The 16,979-nt window shown below is 33.4% G+C and carries 13 protein-coding genes; 11 read left to right on the top strand and 2 right to left on the bottom strand.

Annotated elements, in window-relative coordinates:
• The first annotated feature begins 1 nt into the window (after nt 1).
• Both parC and NSQ69_RS17565 read left to right on the top strand, forming a co-directional pair.
• Nucleotides 2-2,425, top strand: a complete 2,424-nt coding sequence (parC, locus tag NSQ69_RS17570) for a DNA topoisomerase IV subunit A (protein ID WP_002014315.1) — start codon at nt 2-4, stop codon at nt 2,423-2,425.
• A gap of 429 nt (nt 2,426-2,854) precedes the next feature.
• The gene (locus NSQ69_RS17565; protein WP_078203408.1) at nt 2,855-3,886 is read left to right on the top strand and encodes an oxidoreductase; all 1,032 of its coding nucleotides are present in this window, start codon (nt 2,855-2,857) and stop codon (nt 3,884-3,886) included.
• Nucleotides 3,887-3,942: 56 nt separating this feature from the next.
• On the opposite strand, the gene NSQ69_RS17560 is transcribed toward NSQ69_RS17565, so the two are convergent.
• A complete protein-coding gene (locus NSQ69_RS17560) occupies nt 3,943-4,386 on the bottom strand; it encodes a VOC family protein (protein WP_002128490.1) in 444 nt (147 codons plus the stop codon).
• Nucleotides 4,387-4,445: 59 nt separating this feature from the next.
• On the opposite strand from NSQ69_RS17560, the gene NSQ69_RS17555 reads away from it, so the two are divergent.
• Nucleotides 4,446-5,414 (top strand): helix-turn-helix transcriptional regulator, encoded by a 969-nt coding sequence (locus NSQ69_RS17555; protein ID WP_002128489.1) that lies wholly within the window; start codon nt 4,446-4,448, stop codon nt 5,412-5,414.
• 95 nt (nt 5,415-5,509) lie between these two features.
• Here the strand turns inward: NSQ69_RS17555 and NSQ69_RS17550 are convergent, their stop codons facing one another.
• Nucleotides 5,510-6,103, bottom strand: coding sequence for a TetR/AcrR family transcriptional regulator (locus tag NSQ69_RS17550; protein WP_002128486.1), 594 nt, complete (start codon nt 6,101-6,103; stop codon nt 5,510-5,512).
• A gap of 164 nt (nt 6,104-6,267) precedes the next feature.
• Here NSQ69_RS17550 and NSQ69_RS17545 point away from each other — a divergent pair, with 164 nt between their 5' ends.
• The 8 genes from NSQ69_RS17545 to NSQ69_RS17510 all read left to right on the top strand — a co-directional run bounded on the left by NSQ69_RS17545 (nt 6,268) and on the right by NSQ69_RS17510 (nt 16,922).
• Nucleotides 6,268-7,161, top strand: a complete 894-nt coding sequence (locus NSQ69_RS17545; RefSeq protein WP_016120619.1) for an ABC transporter ATP-binding protein — start codon at nt 6,268-6,270, stop codon at nt 7,159-7,161.
• Nucleotides 7,154-7,960 carry an ABC transporter permease subunit gene (locus tag NSQ69_RS17540; RefSeq protein ID WP_002167841.1) on the top strand — a complete coding sequence of 269 codons (807 nt, stop codon included), beginning with the start codon at nt 7,154-7,156 and terminating at the stop codon, nt 7,958-7,960. Before NSQ69_RS17545 ends, NSQ69_RS17540 begins: the two co-directional genes overlap by 8 nt.
• Before the next feature lie 209 nt (nt 7,961-8,169).
• The gene (locus NSQ69_RS17535; protein WP_000864747.1) at nt 8,170-8,703 is read left to right on the top strand and encodes an RNA polymerase sigma factor; all 534 of its coding nucleotides are present in this window, start codon (nt 8,170-8,172) and stop codon (nt 8,701-8,703) included.
• 12 nt (nt 8,704-8,715) lie between these two features.
• Nucleotides 8,716-9,714, top strand: a complete 999-nt coding sequence (locus NSQ69_RS17530; RefSeq protein WP_199627104.1) for an anti-sigma factor — start codon at nt 8,716-8,718, stop codon at nt 9,712-9,714.
• A gap of 17 nt (nt 9,715-9,731) precedes the next feature.
• Entirely contained in the window at nt 9,732-10,769 is a 1,038-nt protein-coding gene (locus tag NSQ69_RS17525) for an LCP family protein (RefSeq protein WP_002142691.1), read from the top strand.
• 347 nt (nt 10,770-11,116) lie between these two features.
• Nucleotides 11,117-12,814, top strand: a complete 1,698-nt coding sequence (locus NSQ69_RS17520; RefSeq protein ID WP_078203405.1) for a peptide ABC transporter substrate-binding protein — start codon at nt 11,117-11,119, stop codon at nt 12,812-12,814.
• 280 nt (nt 12,815-13,094) lie between these two features.
• Nucleotides 13,095-14,810, top strand: a complete 1,716-nt coding sequence (locus NSQ69_RS17515) for a peptide ABC transporter substrate-binding protein (RefSeq protein WP_002167845.1) — start codon at nt 13,095-13,097, stop codon at nt 14,808-14,810.
• Nucleotides 14,811-15,227: 417 nt separating this feature from the next.
• Nucleotides 15,228-16,922, top strand: coding sequence for a peptide ABC transporter substrate-binding protein (locus NSQ69_RS17510; RefSeq protein WP_002167846.1), 1,695 nt, complete (start codon nt 15,228-15,230; stop codon nt 16,920-16,922).
• Nucleotides 16,923-16,979: the final 57 nt, after the last annotated feature.

The following is a 16,979-nucleotide window of genomic DNA, read 5'->3' as shown; positions in this document are numbered from 1 at the left end:
CATGCAGGCAGAGAAGTTTCATGACCTCCCGCTTGAAGACGTGTTAGGTGACCGCTTTGCACGTTATAGTAAATATATTATTCAAGACCGCGCGCTTCCAGATGCGCGTGACGGTTTAAAACCGGTACAAAGACGTATTTTATATTCTATGTATGTAGAAGGAAACGTACATGATAAAGCGTTTCGTAAATCAGCTAAAACAGTAGGTAATGTTATCGGTAATTATCATCCACATGGTGATTCCTCTGTATATGAGGCGATGGTCCGTTTAAGTCAAACTTGGAAAGTACGTAATGTTTTAGTTGAAATGCACGGAAATAACGGTAGTGTTGATGGGGATCCAGCAGCGGCAATGCGTTATACGGAAGCACGTTTATCACCAATCGCATCTGAGTTATTACGTGATCTTGATAAAGAAACAGTAGAATTCGTGTCAAACTTTGATGATACGAGTGAAGAACCTATTGTATTACCGGCAATGTTCCCGAACTTATTAGTGAACGGATCTACAGGGATTTCCGCTGGTTATGCAACAGAAATTCCACCGCATCATCTTGGAGAAGTAATTGATGCTACAATTATGCGTATCGATCAACCGAATAGTTCTGTGGAGGACTTGTTAACAGTTATTAAAGGACCAGATTTCCCTACAGGTGGTATTATACAAGGGATAGATGGCATTAAAAAAGCGTATGAAACAGGTAAAGGTAAAATTATTATTCGCGGAAAAGCAGAGGTTGAAACGATTCGTGGCGGGAAGCAACAAATCGTTATTACAGAAATTCCGTACGAAGTAAATAAAGCGAATCTTGTTAAGAAAATGGATGAATTACGTATAGATAAAAAGCTAGATGGAATTGCTGAAGTACGTGATGAGACAGATCGTACAGGTCTTCGTATCGTTGTAGAATTAAAAAAAGAAGCGAATGCTGAAGGTATTTTAAATTATTTATATAAAAATACAGATTTACAAATTCCATACAACTTTAATATGGTAGCGATAAATAATCGTCGTCCGACACTTATGACATTACCTAAGATTTTGGATGCATATATTGGACATCAGAAAGAAGTTGTTACAAGACGCTCACAATATGAATTAAGAAAAGCAGAAAATCGTCAGCATATTGTAGAAGGTTTAAAGAAAGCATTATCAATTTTAGATGAAGTGATTGAAACGATCCGTGGGTCTAAAGATAAGCGTAATGCGAAAGATAATTTAAGTGCGAAATTTGGATTTACAGAGGCGCAGTCAGAAGCAATTGTTTCACTGCAATTATATCGTTTAACAAATACAGATATTACAGCGCTAGAGCAAGAAGCAGCGGAACTTAGTAAGAAAATTATAGAGTTACAGTCAATTTTACAAAGTGAAAAAAGACTTTTTCAAGTTATTAAAACAGATTTGAAGAGAGTAAAGAAAACATATAGTGATAATCGCCGTGCGATAATTGAAGAGGAAATTGAAGAAATTAAAATCGATGTGGAAGTTATGATTCCGCAAGAAGATGTCATCGTTACTGTAACGAAAGAAGGCTATGTGAAACGAACAGGTTGGCGTTCGCATAATGCATCGAACGGGAAATACTTCGGTATGAAAGAGGGTGACATCTTACTTGAGCGTTTCGATACAAACACGACAGAAACCGTTCTTTTATTTACGAACAAAGGAAATTATATTTATCTTCCTGTGTATGAAATGCCAGAAATTCGTTGGAAAGATTTAGGTCAACACGTTGCGAATCTTGTTTCACTCGAGCGAGATGAATCGTTAATTTGGGCAACAGTCGTACCGAATTTTGAAGAAGAAAAACGATTTATCGTATTTGTTACACGAAACGGTATGATTAAGAAAACAGAATTAAACCAATATAAAGTGCAGCGTTATTCACGGGCATTCGTTGCTGTAAACTTGAAAAAAGATGATGAAGTTGTTGATATATTTGCGACAGATGGGACAAGTGATATTGTTCTTGCAACACATGGTGCATATGCACTTGTATTCAATGAAGAAGAAGTAAGTCCAGTTGGTGTCAGAGCAGCTGGTGTGAAAGCAATTAATTTAAAAGAAGATGACTATGTTGCTTCTGGTAAACCGTTAAATGGTGAAAAAGATCAACTTATTCTCGTTACGCAGCGAGGTGCTGTGAAACGTATAAAGGCATCGGAAATTGAGAAATCAACGAGGGCGAAGCGAGGCCTTGTAATTTTTAAAGAGTTAAAACGTAATCCGTACCGCATTGTCGGTATTGAAATTGTTCGAGATGATGAATTAGTTTACATGAAGACAGAGAAACACATTGTAGAAGAAATTGATCCGAAAGCGTTTCGAAATAAAGACCGGTATAGTAATGGTAGTTTAGTACTAGATGTTAATGATACTGGTGAAGTAATTGAAACGTGGACAAAGAAAAGAACGGAATAAAGTGAAACTTTAATCAGTGGTTTTTTTTCCATCCCCCACTGATTATTAGCCTTCACCAATCGGGCTTTTACGGGCAGTTGGTCTCCCGCCTAACTTCCCTCGCATTCGCCTTCGCCTTATTTTGAGGTGGGAGTCTTACTGCGCGTTAATGCGGGATAAAGGGAGCATCTTGCTATGAATGATAGCAAGATGCTTTTTTCTAAGCAAATCATTATGTATATAAAAATAATCTTGTTATAATAATGAAATGAAATCGTTCTCATAAAGTGAAACTTTAATCAGTGGGAATTTTCTTTATCCCCACTGATTATTAGTTGAACCAATCGGGCTTTTACGAGCAGTTGATTCCTCACCTAATTTCTTTGCTTTCGCTGAATTTTGAGTTAGGAATCTTACTGCCCGTTAAAGCGGGACAAATGGAGGGGCAACATGAAAAAAATAGGTGTAGGGATTGTAGGATTTGGATTTTCTAGTACAACATTTCACATCCCGTTATTACAAACGATAGAAGAATACGATATTCGTGCTATTTTATCATCAAAAGAAGAAGTAGTGAAACAAGCATTACCAAATGCTGAAGTTGTTGGTACAATTGATGAATTAGTAAATCGAGCTGATATTGACTTAGTGGTCATTACTTCGCCGAATACAACCCATTTTCCATATGTAAAAGAAGCAATTGTACACGGTAAGCATGTTGTTGTGGAAAAACCATTCGTTGTTTCAATTGAAGAAGGAGAAGAACTTATTTCATTAGCGAACCGACATAATGTCGTTTTAAGTGTGTATCATAATCGTCGTTTGGATAATGATTTCTTAACGATAAAGAAATTATTACAAGAAAAAAGAATAGGGAATGTATACGCATATGAAGCGCATTTCGATCGTTTCCGCCCACATGTACGCGATCGCTGGAGAGAAAAGAACTTACCAGGATCAGGTATATTATATGATTTAGGATCGCATTTAATTGACCAAGCATTATCATTATTTGGGAAACCAGATGCGATAAGCGCAGATGTAATAAAGCAACGACCAGGTGCAGAAGTGGATGATTACTTCCATGTTGTACTTCACTATGGAGTGAAGCGCGTTATTTTACATAGTAGCAGTTACGTAAAGCAAGCTGGACCACATTTTACACTGCATGGAGATAAAGGCTCTATCGTGAAGTATGGTATGGATTCACAGGAAGAACAATTAAAGACTGGAATGAAGCCAGGGGATAATGATTATGGAGCAGACTCTGAAGAGAATTTTGCTACTTTAGAAACAGAAGAAAGCTTAGAGCGTATTCCAACAGAAGTCGGCTGCTATGACATGTATTATAAAGGCGTGCGAGATAGCATATTAAATGGTGAAAAGCTACCTGTAACTGCTCAAGAAGGTTTAGACGTTATTAAATTGATTCAATTGGCGACTGAGAGTAGTGAAACGGGTAGAGTCATTGCGGTAAAATAAAAAAGACACGAATTTCGTGTCTTTTTTATTAGGAACATATGAATATGACTCATTATTTAGTTTAATCGTTTATCATACATTAACTGGATTTGTATGCCGAAAGGATCTTCAATAATACCATATGCTTCACTAAATATATTTTTTTCTAATGGAGAGATTATTTTCACATGCTTATCGGAAATTAAATTATTATAAAATCTTTGTATTTCTTCTAAATTAGCACTTTGAATGCAAAGTGACATGTTATTTCCAACGCTATAACGTTCAGTAGGGTTCATTGTATCTTCGGCTATCATTAGCTTTGTATTCCCAATTTGTAAAACAGAGTGGGCAATATGATCTTTATTTTCATTTGTAATTTCAAAAGAACTATCTCTTTTGGCCAGTTCTTCATACGTAACAATCATTAACTTCTTGGCTTCTAAATTACGTGTATAAAAATTAATTGCCTCCTTTGCTTGCCCATCCATTGAAAGAAAAATAGCTATTTCTAATGTCATAAATATATAACTCCTTTATTAGTTAATAATTATAATATAGACTAAAAAGGTTTCAATACATGACACCTTTTATGGAGGGAAATATGAAAAAAACTGAACGAATAAATGATATGCTTATTTTCTTAAATAATAAAAGATATTTTAATTTAAAAGATTTAATGGTTAGATATGATATTTCTAAAAGTACCGCTCTACGAGATATTCAATCATTAGAAGAAATAGGTGTACCAATATATTCTGAACTAGGTAGAAATGGAAGTTATAAAATTATAGAAAATAGTGTGTTATCACCAATATATTTTAGTGTGGATGAAATGTATGCGTTATACTTTTCGATTCTTACATTAAATGGATACAAAACAAAGCCATTTAATATAGAAAGTATTGCGCTTGAAAATAAATTTAAACATGTATTACCTGATAATGTGAGTAAAAATATTTCAATCATGGAACGAACGCTTTCCTTTGAAGTAACAAATCATAGTAACTTTAGTCCGTTCTTAAAAGAACTTTTACAGGGGATTTTTGCTGAACGGGTTTATCGTTTAACATATTTGAAAAAAGATGAGGAGAAAGCATTGGTCGCCCAATTTATTCGAATAGAATCTAAATTTGGACAGTGGTATGCTAAAATTTTTAATTTTGAGACAAGTAATGTTCAAATAATTAGATGTGATAAAATTCTCTCTATTATGGAAACAAGCAATACTAATCCAAAAAAGCTCGAAGAACTATTAAGTTATCTTACTACTTTTCACAGAAAGCCTGATGCAATTGATTTTATTGTCATTGTTAATCAAGAAGGAAAAGACATTTTTGATAAAGAGAATTATCCTTCCATGAGGATACAAAAAGAAAAAGAAAATTACATTATAACAGGCTATTTTAACAAGAAAGAAATTGATTTTATTTCAAGTTATTTTTTGAATTTCGGAAAAACGATTATCTCAATTCAGCCTGTCATGCTGAAAGATTTAATCTATAATAAGGTAGTATCTATAAAACATCATTTAACTTCTTTGAGATAAAGTTAGTTTTAATAATTCTTTTCGACATGAAAAAGCCCTTGAGATTTAAATATCCAAAGGGCTTTTTTATGATTTTGTTTGTTCTTTAGAAAAAATTATTTTTCTGGGACGGAAAGTCCATAAAAAAACATCGTAACTACATCTTGTATATGTTTTTCTCGATCTCCTTCAAGAAGCTGTGCCCCGAAATCATCACCTAATTTAGTGAACATTTGAATGTAAAGTAACATCATTTCTTTTGAAAGGTGTGGATTAATTTCATTTTTGCGCTGTGCTTGTTCTAATATTTCTAAATACCAAGGCAAGATTTTTTCGTTTTGATAACTATAAATAAATTCTCGGAGCGCTTCGTCTCTTTGCATCATTTGTAGTAACATATCAGGCTGAAATAACCCCCCAGTATTCATTTTTCTTACAATCATTTTTTGCATCATATCATGAAAAGGTAATTTTTCTTCTGCAAGCTCTTTATAATATTGAAATTCAGATATTATAAATTCTTGTATAAGTTCCCTAAATAACGCATCTTTACTTCCGAAATGATTATAAATTGTCACTTGAGAAACGTTTGCTTTTTTTGCAATATGTTCTATTTTCACTTCATTAAATCCACGTTCTGAAAATAATTTAAAGGCCGCATCCTTAATGGCACGTTTTTTCTTTTCTTTCACTTTTTCAAAGCCGTTCAATACAATCACCTCATTTAAAATATACAAGAAAAAATAATTGAAAACAATATTTTTGAAATATGGACATATAAATATTTCAAAAAGTTGTTGCGAATATGAAAGATGAGGAGTACAATAATTTTGAAATATCACATGTTAAATATTTCAAAAAATGAGGTGGGTTTATGATTTCAGTTCAAAATGTCACAAAACAGTTTTCAAATGGAAAAGGCTTGTTTGATATTACATTTGAAGTGAAAGAAGGAGAAGTTTTTGGCTACTTAGGACCAAATGGTGCTGGGAAATCAACAACGATTCGTAATTTAATGGGATTTATAAAACCGACGGCTGGTAAAGCGACAATTTTCGGATTAGATTGTTGGGAAGATGCTGCGAAAATTCAAAGAGAAGTTGGCTATTTACCAGGAGAGATTTCTTTTATTGAAGGAATGAATGGATTAGAGTTTTTAAATTTGATGCAAGGAATGCGTGGGTTAAAAAATATAAAAAGACGAGATGAATTGATAGAACGTTTGCAGTTCGATGTGAAAACACCAATTCGAAAAATGTCTAAAGGAATGAAACAAAAAGTAGGTATAGTTGCGGCATTTATGCATGATCCAGAAGTGTTAATTTTAGATGAACCGACATCAGGACTCGATCCACTTATGCAGCAAGTATTTATAGATTTAATATTAGAAGAAAAGCAAAGAGGAAAAACAATCCTTATGTCATCGCACATTTTTACTGAGATTGAGAGAACTTGTGACAGAGTGGCTATAATTAAAGATGGTCGCCTTGTAACGGTTGAAAATATTCATGATTTACAAAGCTTGAGACGACAGGTAATAGATGTAACCGTATCATCTCAAGAAGAAATCGAGTCTCTTAAACAATGTGATTTGCAATTTGAAGGAGTGAAAGCTAGAGAGGCGTCAATTATTGTGCAAGGAAACTATCAAACTGTTTTACAAATACTTTCAAACTATAATGTAACTGCACTTCAAACGAGAGCGACGGATTTAGAACATTTATTTATGCATTATTACGAGAAGAAAGAAGGGGTAAAGCATGAATAAACAACTATTTTTAGCTAGTTTGAAAGAAACGAAAAAAAGTATATTCAGCTATGCTACTGGTGCAGCTCTTTATTTATGGTTATTAATTTGGATATTCCCATCGATGGTTTCAGCCAAAGGTTTAAATGAATTAATAAGTGCCATGCCTGATAGTGTGAAAAAAATTGTTGGAATGGAAAGCCCAATTCAAAATGTAATGGATTTTTTAGCTGGTGAATATTATAGCCTGTTGTTTATTATCATTTTAACAATTTTTTGTGTCACGGTTGCAACGCATTTAATTGCTCGTCATGTAGATAAAGGGGCGATGGCATATTTATTAGCAACACCTGTATCAAGGGTGCAAATTGCAATTACACAAGCTGCTGTTCTCATATTGGGGCTACTAATAATTGTAATTGTTACTTATGTAGCTGGTATATTAGGTGCAGAATGGTTTTTAAAAGATAATAACTTAAATCGAGAATTATTTTTGAAAATAAACATAGTCGGAGGGCTTATATTTTTAGTAGTTAGTGCCTATTCATTTTTCTTTTCTTGTATATGTAATGATGAAAGAAAGGCACTTAGCTACTCAGCCAGTTTAACAATCTTATTTTTCGTATTAGATATGGTAGGGAAATTAAGTGATAAGTTAGAGTGGATGAGAAATATATCTTTATTTACATTGTTTCGTCCGAAAGAAATTGCTGAAGGAACATATAATATATGGCCAGTAAGTATAGGCTTAACTGCTGGAGCGCTTTGTATCTTCATAGTAGCAATTGTAGTGTTTAGGAAGAGGGATTTACCGTTGTAAATTAGAAAGTCCACTTAATTAGTGGGCTTTTTTCGTTTGTAAATTCGAAGGGATATCTTTTAGAGAAACATTTAAGTAGATAGTCAAAATGGAATGTTTACATTTTTTCTTGTAGAAATATTCAAAAAGAAGTGAACCTTTTTCTAGGATACTCCGTCTAATATGTGTAAAGTTTAATTAATAGAGAGGCTGAAACAGGAGGACCAATTGTGAAAGTAATTCCTTTATATAAGATGATTGTAAAAGAAGAAACGGATGTTTCTTTAGCAAAAAAGGGTAATCATGAGGCTTTTATGACACTTATACATACAGAAAAAGTAAAGATGTATCGCATTGCGAAGGCGATGTTACGTGATGAGACGAATATAGAGGATGCAATGCAGGCAACAATTTTAAAAGCTTATGAAAATATAAAAAAACTGAAAAAGGAAGAGTTTTTTCAAACGTGGCTAATTAGAATTTTAATAAATGAGTGTAACAATATAATTCGCTCTTATAAAAAAGTAATTGTAATTGAGGATCATGATAGTAATATGGTGGCGTTCGATCGATATGAAGATATTGATCTTTGTAATGCTATTCAGTCTTTAACGGAAGAACTAAGAGCTGTAACTGTACTTTATTATTATGAAGATATGAATCAAGAAAGTATTGCAACGCTTTTAGAAATTCCAAAAGGCACGGTTAAATCAAGATTGTCACGTGCAAGGGAACAATTAGAAGAGCGATTAAAGATGGAGTAGGAGGTGGTTAAAATGGATAAAGAAAAATCATTTGATGAAAAATTAAAAAAGAGAATAGAAAAGGATAATACCGTATTGCCACAGGCACTAAATGAAAAAATTAATGATACACTTCATAATCTTCCTGTAAAAAGAAAGAGTTATAGAGTACATATGATGTTTATTAGTGCCGCTGTTCTAACGCTATCAATTGTATCTATGTCTGAGTTTTCTATACAGAGCTTTGCACAAAATGGAGGGATGTTTAATTACGTAAAGAAGAATGCGTTTTCTGATTATGAGAATGAAGAAGAAATAAAGTCGAACGTCAATCATCCAGATAAGGAGAAGATTCATCAAAAGATGCTTGATTCAATTGATCATTTCCAAAATGTTTCAGGGCAATTCGAAGAATATTCTAGCTCTACAAGAATTGCTACAACATATAAATATGTGATTGATACGGAGAAACAAAGTGGTATTTCATCTAAAGAAGACAAACTATCGAAAAAAAGCACGATTATTTATAACGAGGACGGAAAAAAAGAGTTTAATGATAAGAATAATACGTATAAAGAGACGAGATGGATCCCTAAAAAAAGAAATAATGAACTATTAAAATTAAGCCCTATGGAAAGGTTGTTGAGAAAATCAGGTGAGAAGAAACGGTATGATGACGAATATGTGGGATTCGCTAAGTACAGTATTCAATCAGAATTTGCTGATCTATTAATTCGATATAAAGATTGGAGTTATAAAGAAACGAAGTATCTTGGACTCGATTGCTACAAAATAGAAGGGGTAATAAACATAGAAATGCCTGTAAGTACATCTGAAGATTTGAGTGGGAAATTTGAAATGGTTGTAGAGAAAAATACGGGGATTATGTTGAAGTTCCTTAGTTTCCATGAAGGTATGATTCAATATTCGATTACGACTGAATGGATACAAATAAACAAAGGATTGAAAGAGAATGTATTTCAAAAGGATAGCACTAATTATGAAAAATTGAAAAACATATTAGATGAATAGAAAACGGAGGGAACTATATGGAGAATACCTCTCCTTCAAGAGAAAAGAAAAATAAACGAAAATATAAAAAGACAACGATCATAAGTGTATTGTTAGGAGTATTACTATTTGGCGGAGTGGGGTATGGTGCTTATGTATATATGAAAACTTCTAATCTCGTACAAAAATCTAATTTGAACTTATCGCGTGGTGAAAAATCAAATTTACGTGAGAAAGCTGTAAAGCCAATTACACACAACGTTTCAATGTTAATTATGGGGATTGATGAAAATCAAGAACGGCAAAAGGGCTATAATGGTGCATTTCATACGGATGCATTATTGTTAGCTACGTTTAATAAAGAAGATAAGACAGTGAAATTAACCAGTATACCAAGAGATACTTATACATATGTTCCAATCGAAAAGAAAAAAGATAAAATAACACACGCATATGGAAGTGGTTTCGTTAAAAACGGAAAGGATGGAGGGCCACAAGCTTCTGTTGAGGCAGTAGAAAAGTTGCTGCAAGTACCGGTAGATTATTTTGTGAAATTTAATTTTGGGTCATTTATTAAAATTGTCGATGGGCTCGATGGTGTTGAGGTAGATGTCCCGGTTGAATTTACTGAACAAAATAGTAAAGATGAACCTGATACGATTCACTTGAAAAAAGGGGTTCAAAAATTAACGGGAGAAGAAGCACTTGCTTTGGCGAGAACTCGTCATATTGATAGTGATGCAATGAGGGGACAGCGCCAACAACTTGTTATTGAGGCGATTTTAAGTAAATTAAAAAGTGTAGGGTCTATTACAAAACTGGAGAAAATGGTTGAGGCCGTCGATGGCGATTTTAAAACAAATTTAGCATTGGATGATATTTTATCTTTTTATAAATATGGTTTAGATTGTTCAGTTGAGAAGATTCAACTGAACGGTGATGATTTATATTTACCAAATGGCCCAAATGGGAAGCGTGTATATTATTATAATCCTAATAAAAAAGACTTGCAAAATTTGAGTAATACACTCAGAACACATCTTGGATTAAGTGAGAAGCAAATTGAGGGAAATTAAAGCGGATGTTATATCTGCTTTTTTTGTTTTTGTAGGAAAGAGATCTCTAGAATATACATTATTTATTAACGACAATCTACAGTCTATTTATTGGAAAGTATCATTAACACTATTAAATTAGTGTATATGTAACGATAATAAATGATGTTAAAAAACTATATGGAATTTTTATGAATATTACTGTAAGAAAATAATTTTTTAACAATTTTCAATAATAACACTTTACAAATTTTAAAAAATTAGTAGAATAAGAAGTAGTAAGAATCGTCTGATAAATATATAAAGAAAAACAGAATTATCAGAAAATTCTTAAATAGCTATCGTTTAGAATTAGGGAGGGTACAAAAATGAAAAAGAAAAAAATGAAAAAACTAACAGCAGTTGTAGTACCGGTTTTAGCAATGAGCATGGCATTAACAGCATGTTCTACATCAGGCGGAGATAAAAAGACAAGCACAAACTCAAGTGGAGATAGTAAGTCAGGGGAAAAATTAGCGGCAAAACAAGTTTTAAATCGAACAGTAACACAAGAGATTCCAACGATGGATTCTTCTAAATCAACAGATACAGTATCTTCACAAATGCTAGGGAATACGATGGAAGGGTTATATCGTCTTGATAAAGATAATAAGCCGATTCCAGCTGCGGCAGAATCTAGTACGAAAAGTGAAGATGGTAAAAAATATACATTTAAACTACGTAAAGATGCAAAATGGTCAAATGGTGATCCAGTAACTGCGAAAGATTTCGTATATGCTTGGCAACGTCTATTAGATCCAAAAACAGCTGCTGAGTATGCATTTATCGCATTCCCAATTAAAAATGCAGAAGTGGTTAATAAAGGAGAAAAACCTGTCGCTGAATTAGGAGTGAAAGCGGTAGATGATCTTACGCTTGAAGTTGAATTAGAGCAAGCAGTACCGTACTTCTTAAACTTAGTAGCATTCCCATCTTACTACCCATTAAATGAAAAATACGTAAAAGAAAAAGGGGAGAAGTTCGGCTTAGAGTCTGATACAACAGTTTATAACGGACCGTTCGTTCTTAAAGATTGGAAGCATGAACAAGGATGGCAATTAAAGAAAAATGATCAATATTGGGATAAAAAGACTGTAAAACTTGAAGAAGTTAACTTCAGTGTTGTAAAAGAGGCAGCAACGCTAATTAACTTATATGATAGCGGTCAAGTTGACTTTGCTTTATTAAATGGAGAGTTCGTAGATAAATACAGAAATAAGAAAGATGAATTCGGAACATTCTCACAAGTGAGCACGTACTTCATTCGTATGAACCAAAAACGTGATGGACAAGATACACCATTAAAGAGCAAAAAATTGCGTGAAGCAATTGCACTATCAGTTGATAAAAAGAATTTAGCAAACGTAATTTTAAATGATGGATCAAAAGAAGCTGACTTCTTAGTTCCAAAAGGATTAGCGACTGGACCAGACGGTAAAGACTTCCAAGAAACGTTTAAAAATGGTTTGAAACCAGATGCTAAAAAAGCTGCTGCATCATGGGAAGAAGCGAAAAAAGAGCTTGGTAAAGATCAAGTTACAATTGAATTCTTAAACTACGATACTGGTAATGCGAAAAAAGTTGGAGAATATATTAAGGACCAAATTGAGAAAAACTTAAAAGGTGTAACAGTTAACATTAAACTTCAACCATTTAAGCAAAAACTAAAATTAGAATCTGAGCAACAATATGATATTTCATACGGTGGTTGGAATCCAGATTATGCAGATCCAATGACATTCTTAGATATGTTTGAGTCTAAGCATTCTCATAACCAAATGAGCTTCTCAGATCCTAAATATGATGAAATGGTGAAAAAAGCTGGTACTGAATTAATGAGCGATGCGAAGAAACGTTGGGAAGAGTTAGGAAAAGCTGAAAAAACATTACTTGAAGAAGATGTAGCGATTGTACCTTTATATCAACGTGGGGATTCTTATGTTTTACAACCAAATGTAAAAGGTGTAGTAAAACATAATATCAGTCCAGAATTTAGCTTTAAGTGGGCATACGTGACTGAAAAATAATAGAGTTAAAAAAGCATTTCAAAGTAGCTTAGCTACTTTGAAATGCTTTTTTTAGCTCAGTTAAATAGAGAAGAATAAGGCGTATAGTATGTACATATAGTAGATGGGGGATAAATCATACTAATTTATGAAGATAAAAATCAGAATATTTAAAATAAAACTATTTACAAATACGAAAAATAGAGTAGAATAATATTAGTTATAATTTTCAGAAAATTAATTGTTAGCAAGGGGTCTCTCAAGGGTTGGTAATGTACATATAATTAGGGAGGGTACAAAAATGAAGAGAAAAAAGATGAAAAAGTTAACAGCGGTTGTAGTACCAGTTTTAGCAATGAGTGTTGCATTGACAGCGTGCTCTGGATCAGGTGGGGAGAAGAAAACGACTACTACATCTAATAGTGGGGAAGAAAAAAAAGCTGATATTAAATATGCAGCGAAGCAAGTATTAAATCGTACGGAAAATCAAGAAATTCCGACGATGGACACTTCTAAATCTACTGATACGTTAGGGGCACAAATTTTAGGGAACACAATGGAAGGATTATATCGTCTTGATAAAGATAATAAGCCTATTCCGGCTGCTGCAGAATCAAGTACGAAAAGCGAAGATGGTAAAAAATATACGTTTAAACTGCGTAAAGATGCGAAATGGTCAAATGGAGATCCTGTAACAGCGAAAGATTTCGTATATGGATGGCAGCGCTTACTTGATAAAAACACAGCGGCAGAATATGCATTTATTGCTTACTATATTAAAAATGCAGAAGCGATTAATAAAGGAGAAAAACCTGGAACTGAATTAGGAGCGAAGGCGGTAGATGATTATACACTAGAAGTAGAATTAGAAAAACCGGTACCGTACTTCTTAAATTTATTAGCATTCCCGTCATATTATCCTTTAAATGAAAAGTTCGTAAAAGAAAAAGGAGAGAAATTCGGTTTAGAAGCAGATACAACATTGTATAACGGGCCATTTGTAATGGCATCGTGGAAACATGAACAAGGTTGGCAGCTGAAGAAAAATGATAAGTATTGGGATAATAAGACTGTGAAATTAGAAGAAATTAATTACAGCGTTGTAAAAGAAGTGGCTACAAAAGTAAATTTATATGATACAGGATCGATTGACTTTACATTATTATCAGGAGAATTTGTAGATAAATATAAATCGAACAAAGATGAATATGGTGAGTATTCAGAAGCAAGTACGTTCTTCTTACGTTTAAATCAAAAGCGTAACGGACAAGATACACCGTTAAAGAGCAAAAAACTTCGTGAAGCAATCGCATTATCAATTGATAAAAAAGGTTTAGCAAACGTTATATTAAATAATGGATCAAAAGCAACGGATCAATTGGTTCCAAAAGGGCTTGCGATAGGGCCGGATGGTAAAGATTATCAAGATACATTTAAAAATGGTCTGAAATATGATGTGAAAAAAGGCGCAGCAGCTTGGGAAGAAGCGAAAAAAGAACTTGGAAAAGATCAAGTTACAATCGAATTACTAAGCTATGATGATGGAACTGCGAAAAAGATTGCTGATTACTTTAAAGATCAAATTGAGAAAAATTTAAAAGGTGTAACAGTTACCACGAAAATTCAGCCATTCAAACAAAAATTAAAATTAGAGTCAGCGCAAGATTATGAAGTTTCGTTTGCAGGTTGGAGCCCAGATTATTCGGATCCAATGACATTTATTGATATGTTTGAATCGAAGAGCCCGTATAACCAAATGGGTTATTCAAACCCGAAATACGATGAAATGGTACAAAAAGCAGGTAATGAATTACTGTCTGATCCGAAGAAGCGTTGGGAAACGTTAGGAAAAGCAGAAAAATTATTCCTTGAAGAAGATGCAGGATTAGTTCCTTTATATCAAACAGGAAGATCATATGTAATGAAGCCAAATGTAAAAGGAATTGTGAAACACAACATTAGTCCAGAATATAGCTTTAAGTGGGCGTATGTAACTGAGGATGGCGGAAAGAAATAATATGAAAGCATTTCAAAAGTGGTTAATATGCTTTTGAAATGCTTTTTTTGTATGAATATGAGAATAAGACACATGGGAATTTTGAGGTCACCTTTAAAATTCTACTGTAGGAATAGTAGAAGGGATTCAATAAAATAGCTAGTGATATCATTTTTATAAGAAAAATATAGAACTTAGCAATAGCGAAGAATAAGAGGAGATATGTTTACATATAGTAGACGGGGGATAATTCATATAGTAGTTAAAACAACAAGTTACTATCATAAAAAAATAAATATTTAGAAAGTTTACAAAACTACTTTACAAAACTCGAAAAAACAGTAGAATATTAATTAATAAGAATTTTCTGATAACGAAAGTTAATAGAGAATCTCTAAATGTTAATATCGTACATATAATTGGGGAGGGTACAAAAAAATGAAGAGAAAAAAGATGACAAAATTAACAGCGGTTGTAGCACCAGTTCTAGTAATGAGTATGGCATTAACAGCTTGCTCTGGATCAGGGGAAAAAGATAAGGCAAGCACAACACCAAAAAGCGGTGAAAAAGAAGGCGGAAAATTAGCAGCGAAGCAAGTGTTGAATTTAACAGAGAGCCAAGAGATTCCATCTATGGATTCTGCTAAAGCGACAGACCAAGTATCGTTTCTTGCTTTAAACAACGTAATGGAAGGTTTATATCGACTGGATAAAGATAATAAAGCAACACCAGGGGTTGCTGAATCATATAAAAAGAGTGATGATGGTAAAAAATATACATTTACATTAAATAAAAATGCAAAATGGTCAAATGGAGAGCCTGTAACAGCGAAAGATTTCGTATTCTCTTGGAAACGTGCGGTAGATAAAAATACAGCAGCGGAATATGCATACATTATGTTTGATGTGAAAAATGCAAAAGCAATTAATGAAGGAAAAGCAGAGCTTGATACGCTAGGCGTAAAAGCTGTAGATGACTACACATTAGAAGTAGAATTAGAAAATCCAGTTCCTTACTTTGTTGAATTAACTTCATTCGGAACATTCTATCCGTTAAATGAAAAATTCGTAAAAGAAAAAGGGGAAAAGTATGGTTTGGAATCAGATACAACGTTATACAACGGACCATTTACATTAACAGACTGGAAACATGAAGAAGGTTGGAAATTAAAGAAAAATGCACAGTACTGGGATAATAAAACAGTTAAGTTAGAAGAAATCAACTTTAACGTAGTAAAAGATAGCGGTACACGTGTAAACTTATATGAAAGTGGACAAATTGATCGTTCAGGACTTACATCTGAATTTGTTGACAAATATAAATCAAATCCTGATTTCTTTACACAAAAAACACCGTCAACTTACTTCTTACGTTTAAACCAAAAACGTGGTGGGCAAGATACAGTGTTAAAGAGTAAAGATTTACGTTTAGCGATTGCAAAGGCGTATGATAAAAAAGGTTTAACGAATGTTATTTTAAATGACGGGTCTACACCGGCAGATTACTTAGTACCAAAAGAATTTGCGAAGAGTCCAGATGGAAAAGACTTCCGTAAAGAAAATGGAGATATTTTAAAAACAGATTTGAAAAAGGCCAAAGAGCATTGGGAAAAAGCGAAAAAAGAGCTTGGAAAAGATCAAGTAACAGTAGAATTATTAAATTATGATGGTGATGGTGCGAAAAAAGTAGGAGAATTCTTAAAAGGAGAACTTGAGAAGAATTTACCAGGATTAACAGTGAATTTGAAAAATCAGCCGTTTAAACAAAAATTAAAATTAGAATCAGATCTAGATTATGATTTATCTTACGCTGGTTGGGGGCCTGACTACTTAGATCCAATGACATTCATTGATATGTTCGTTACAAACGGACCTCATAACCAAACTGGATATTCAAATCCGAAATATGATGAAATTGTAGAAAAAGGTAAAGGCGAGCTATTAACGAAAACGAAAGAGCGTTGGGATAGCTTACTGAAAGCTGAGAAAATGTTACTTGAAGATGCAGCAATTGCACCATTATATCAACGTGGTGATGCTATCGTTCAAAGAGCAAAAGTAAAAGGTATTGTTCACCACCCAGTTGGTGGAGATTATAGCTACAAATGGGCATATATCGGTGAGGAAAAATAAGCTGAGAGGGCGCGTGATGCGCCCTTTTTTCTATGCACTTTTCTTTCTTCCTTGAAT

The organism is Bacillus sp. FSL R10-2201, assembly GCF_038008665.1.
Classification (GTDB): domain Bacteria; phylum Bacillota; class Bacilli; order Bacillales; family Bacillaceae_G; genus Bacillus_A; species Bacillus_A mycoides.
Note: the sequence above shows the minus strand (reverse complement) of the source record. Positions and strands in the feature narration are given on the sequence as shown.

Bases quoted from the DNA above. Each gene is read 5' to 3' on its own strand.
- parC (WP_002014315.1), top strand. From the start codon at position 2: ATGCAGGCAGAGAAGTTTCATGACCTCCCGCTTGAAGACGTGTTAGGT.
- NSQ69_RS17565 (WP_078203408.1), top strand. From the start codon at position 2,855: ATGAAAAAAATAGGTGTAGGGATTGTAGGATTTGGATTTTCTAGTACA.
- NSQ69_RS17560 (WP_002128490.1), bottom strand. From the start codon at position 4,386: ATGACATTAGAAATAGCTATTTTTCTTTCAATGGATGGGCAAGCAAAG.
- NSQ69_RS17555 (WP_002128489.1), top strand. From the start codon at position 4,446: ATGACACCTTTTATGGAGGGAAATATGAAAAAAACTGAACGAATAAAT.
- NSQ69_RS17545 (WP_016120619.1), top strand. From the start codon at position 6,268: ATGATTTCAGTTCAAAATGTCACAAAACAGTTTTCAAATGGAAAAGGC.
- NSQ69_RS17540 (WP_002167841.1), top strand. From the start codon at position 7,154: ATGAATAAACAACTATTTTTAGCTAGTTTGAAAGAAACGAAAAAAAGT.
- NSQ69_RS17530 (WP_199627104.1), top strand. From the start codon at position 8,716: ATGGATAAAGAAAAATCATTTGATGAAAAATTAAAAAAGAGAATAGAA.
- NSQ69_RS17525 (WP_002142691.1), top strand. From the start codon at position 9,732: ATGGAGAATACCTCTCCTTCAAGAGAAAAGAAAAATAAACGAAAATAT.
- NSQ69_RS17520 (WP_078203405.1), top strand. From the start codon at position 11,117: ATGAAAAAGAAAAAAATGAAAAAACTAACAGCAGTTGTAGTACCGGTT.
- NSQ69_RS17515 (WP_002167845.1), top strand. From the start codon at position 13,095: ATGAAGAGAAAAAAGATGAAAAAGTTAACAGCGGTTGTAGTACCAGTT.
- NSQ69_RS17510 (WP_002167846.1), top strand. From the start codon at position 15,228: ATGAAGAGAAAAAAGATGACAAAATTAACAGCGGTTGTAGCACCAGTT.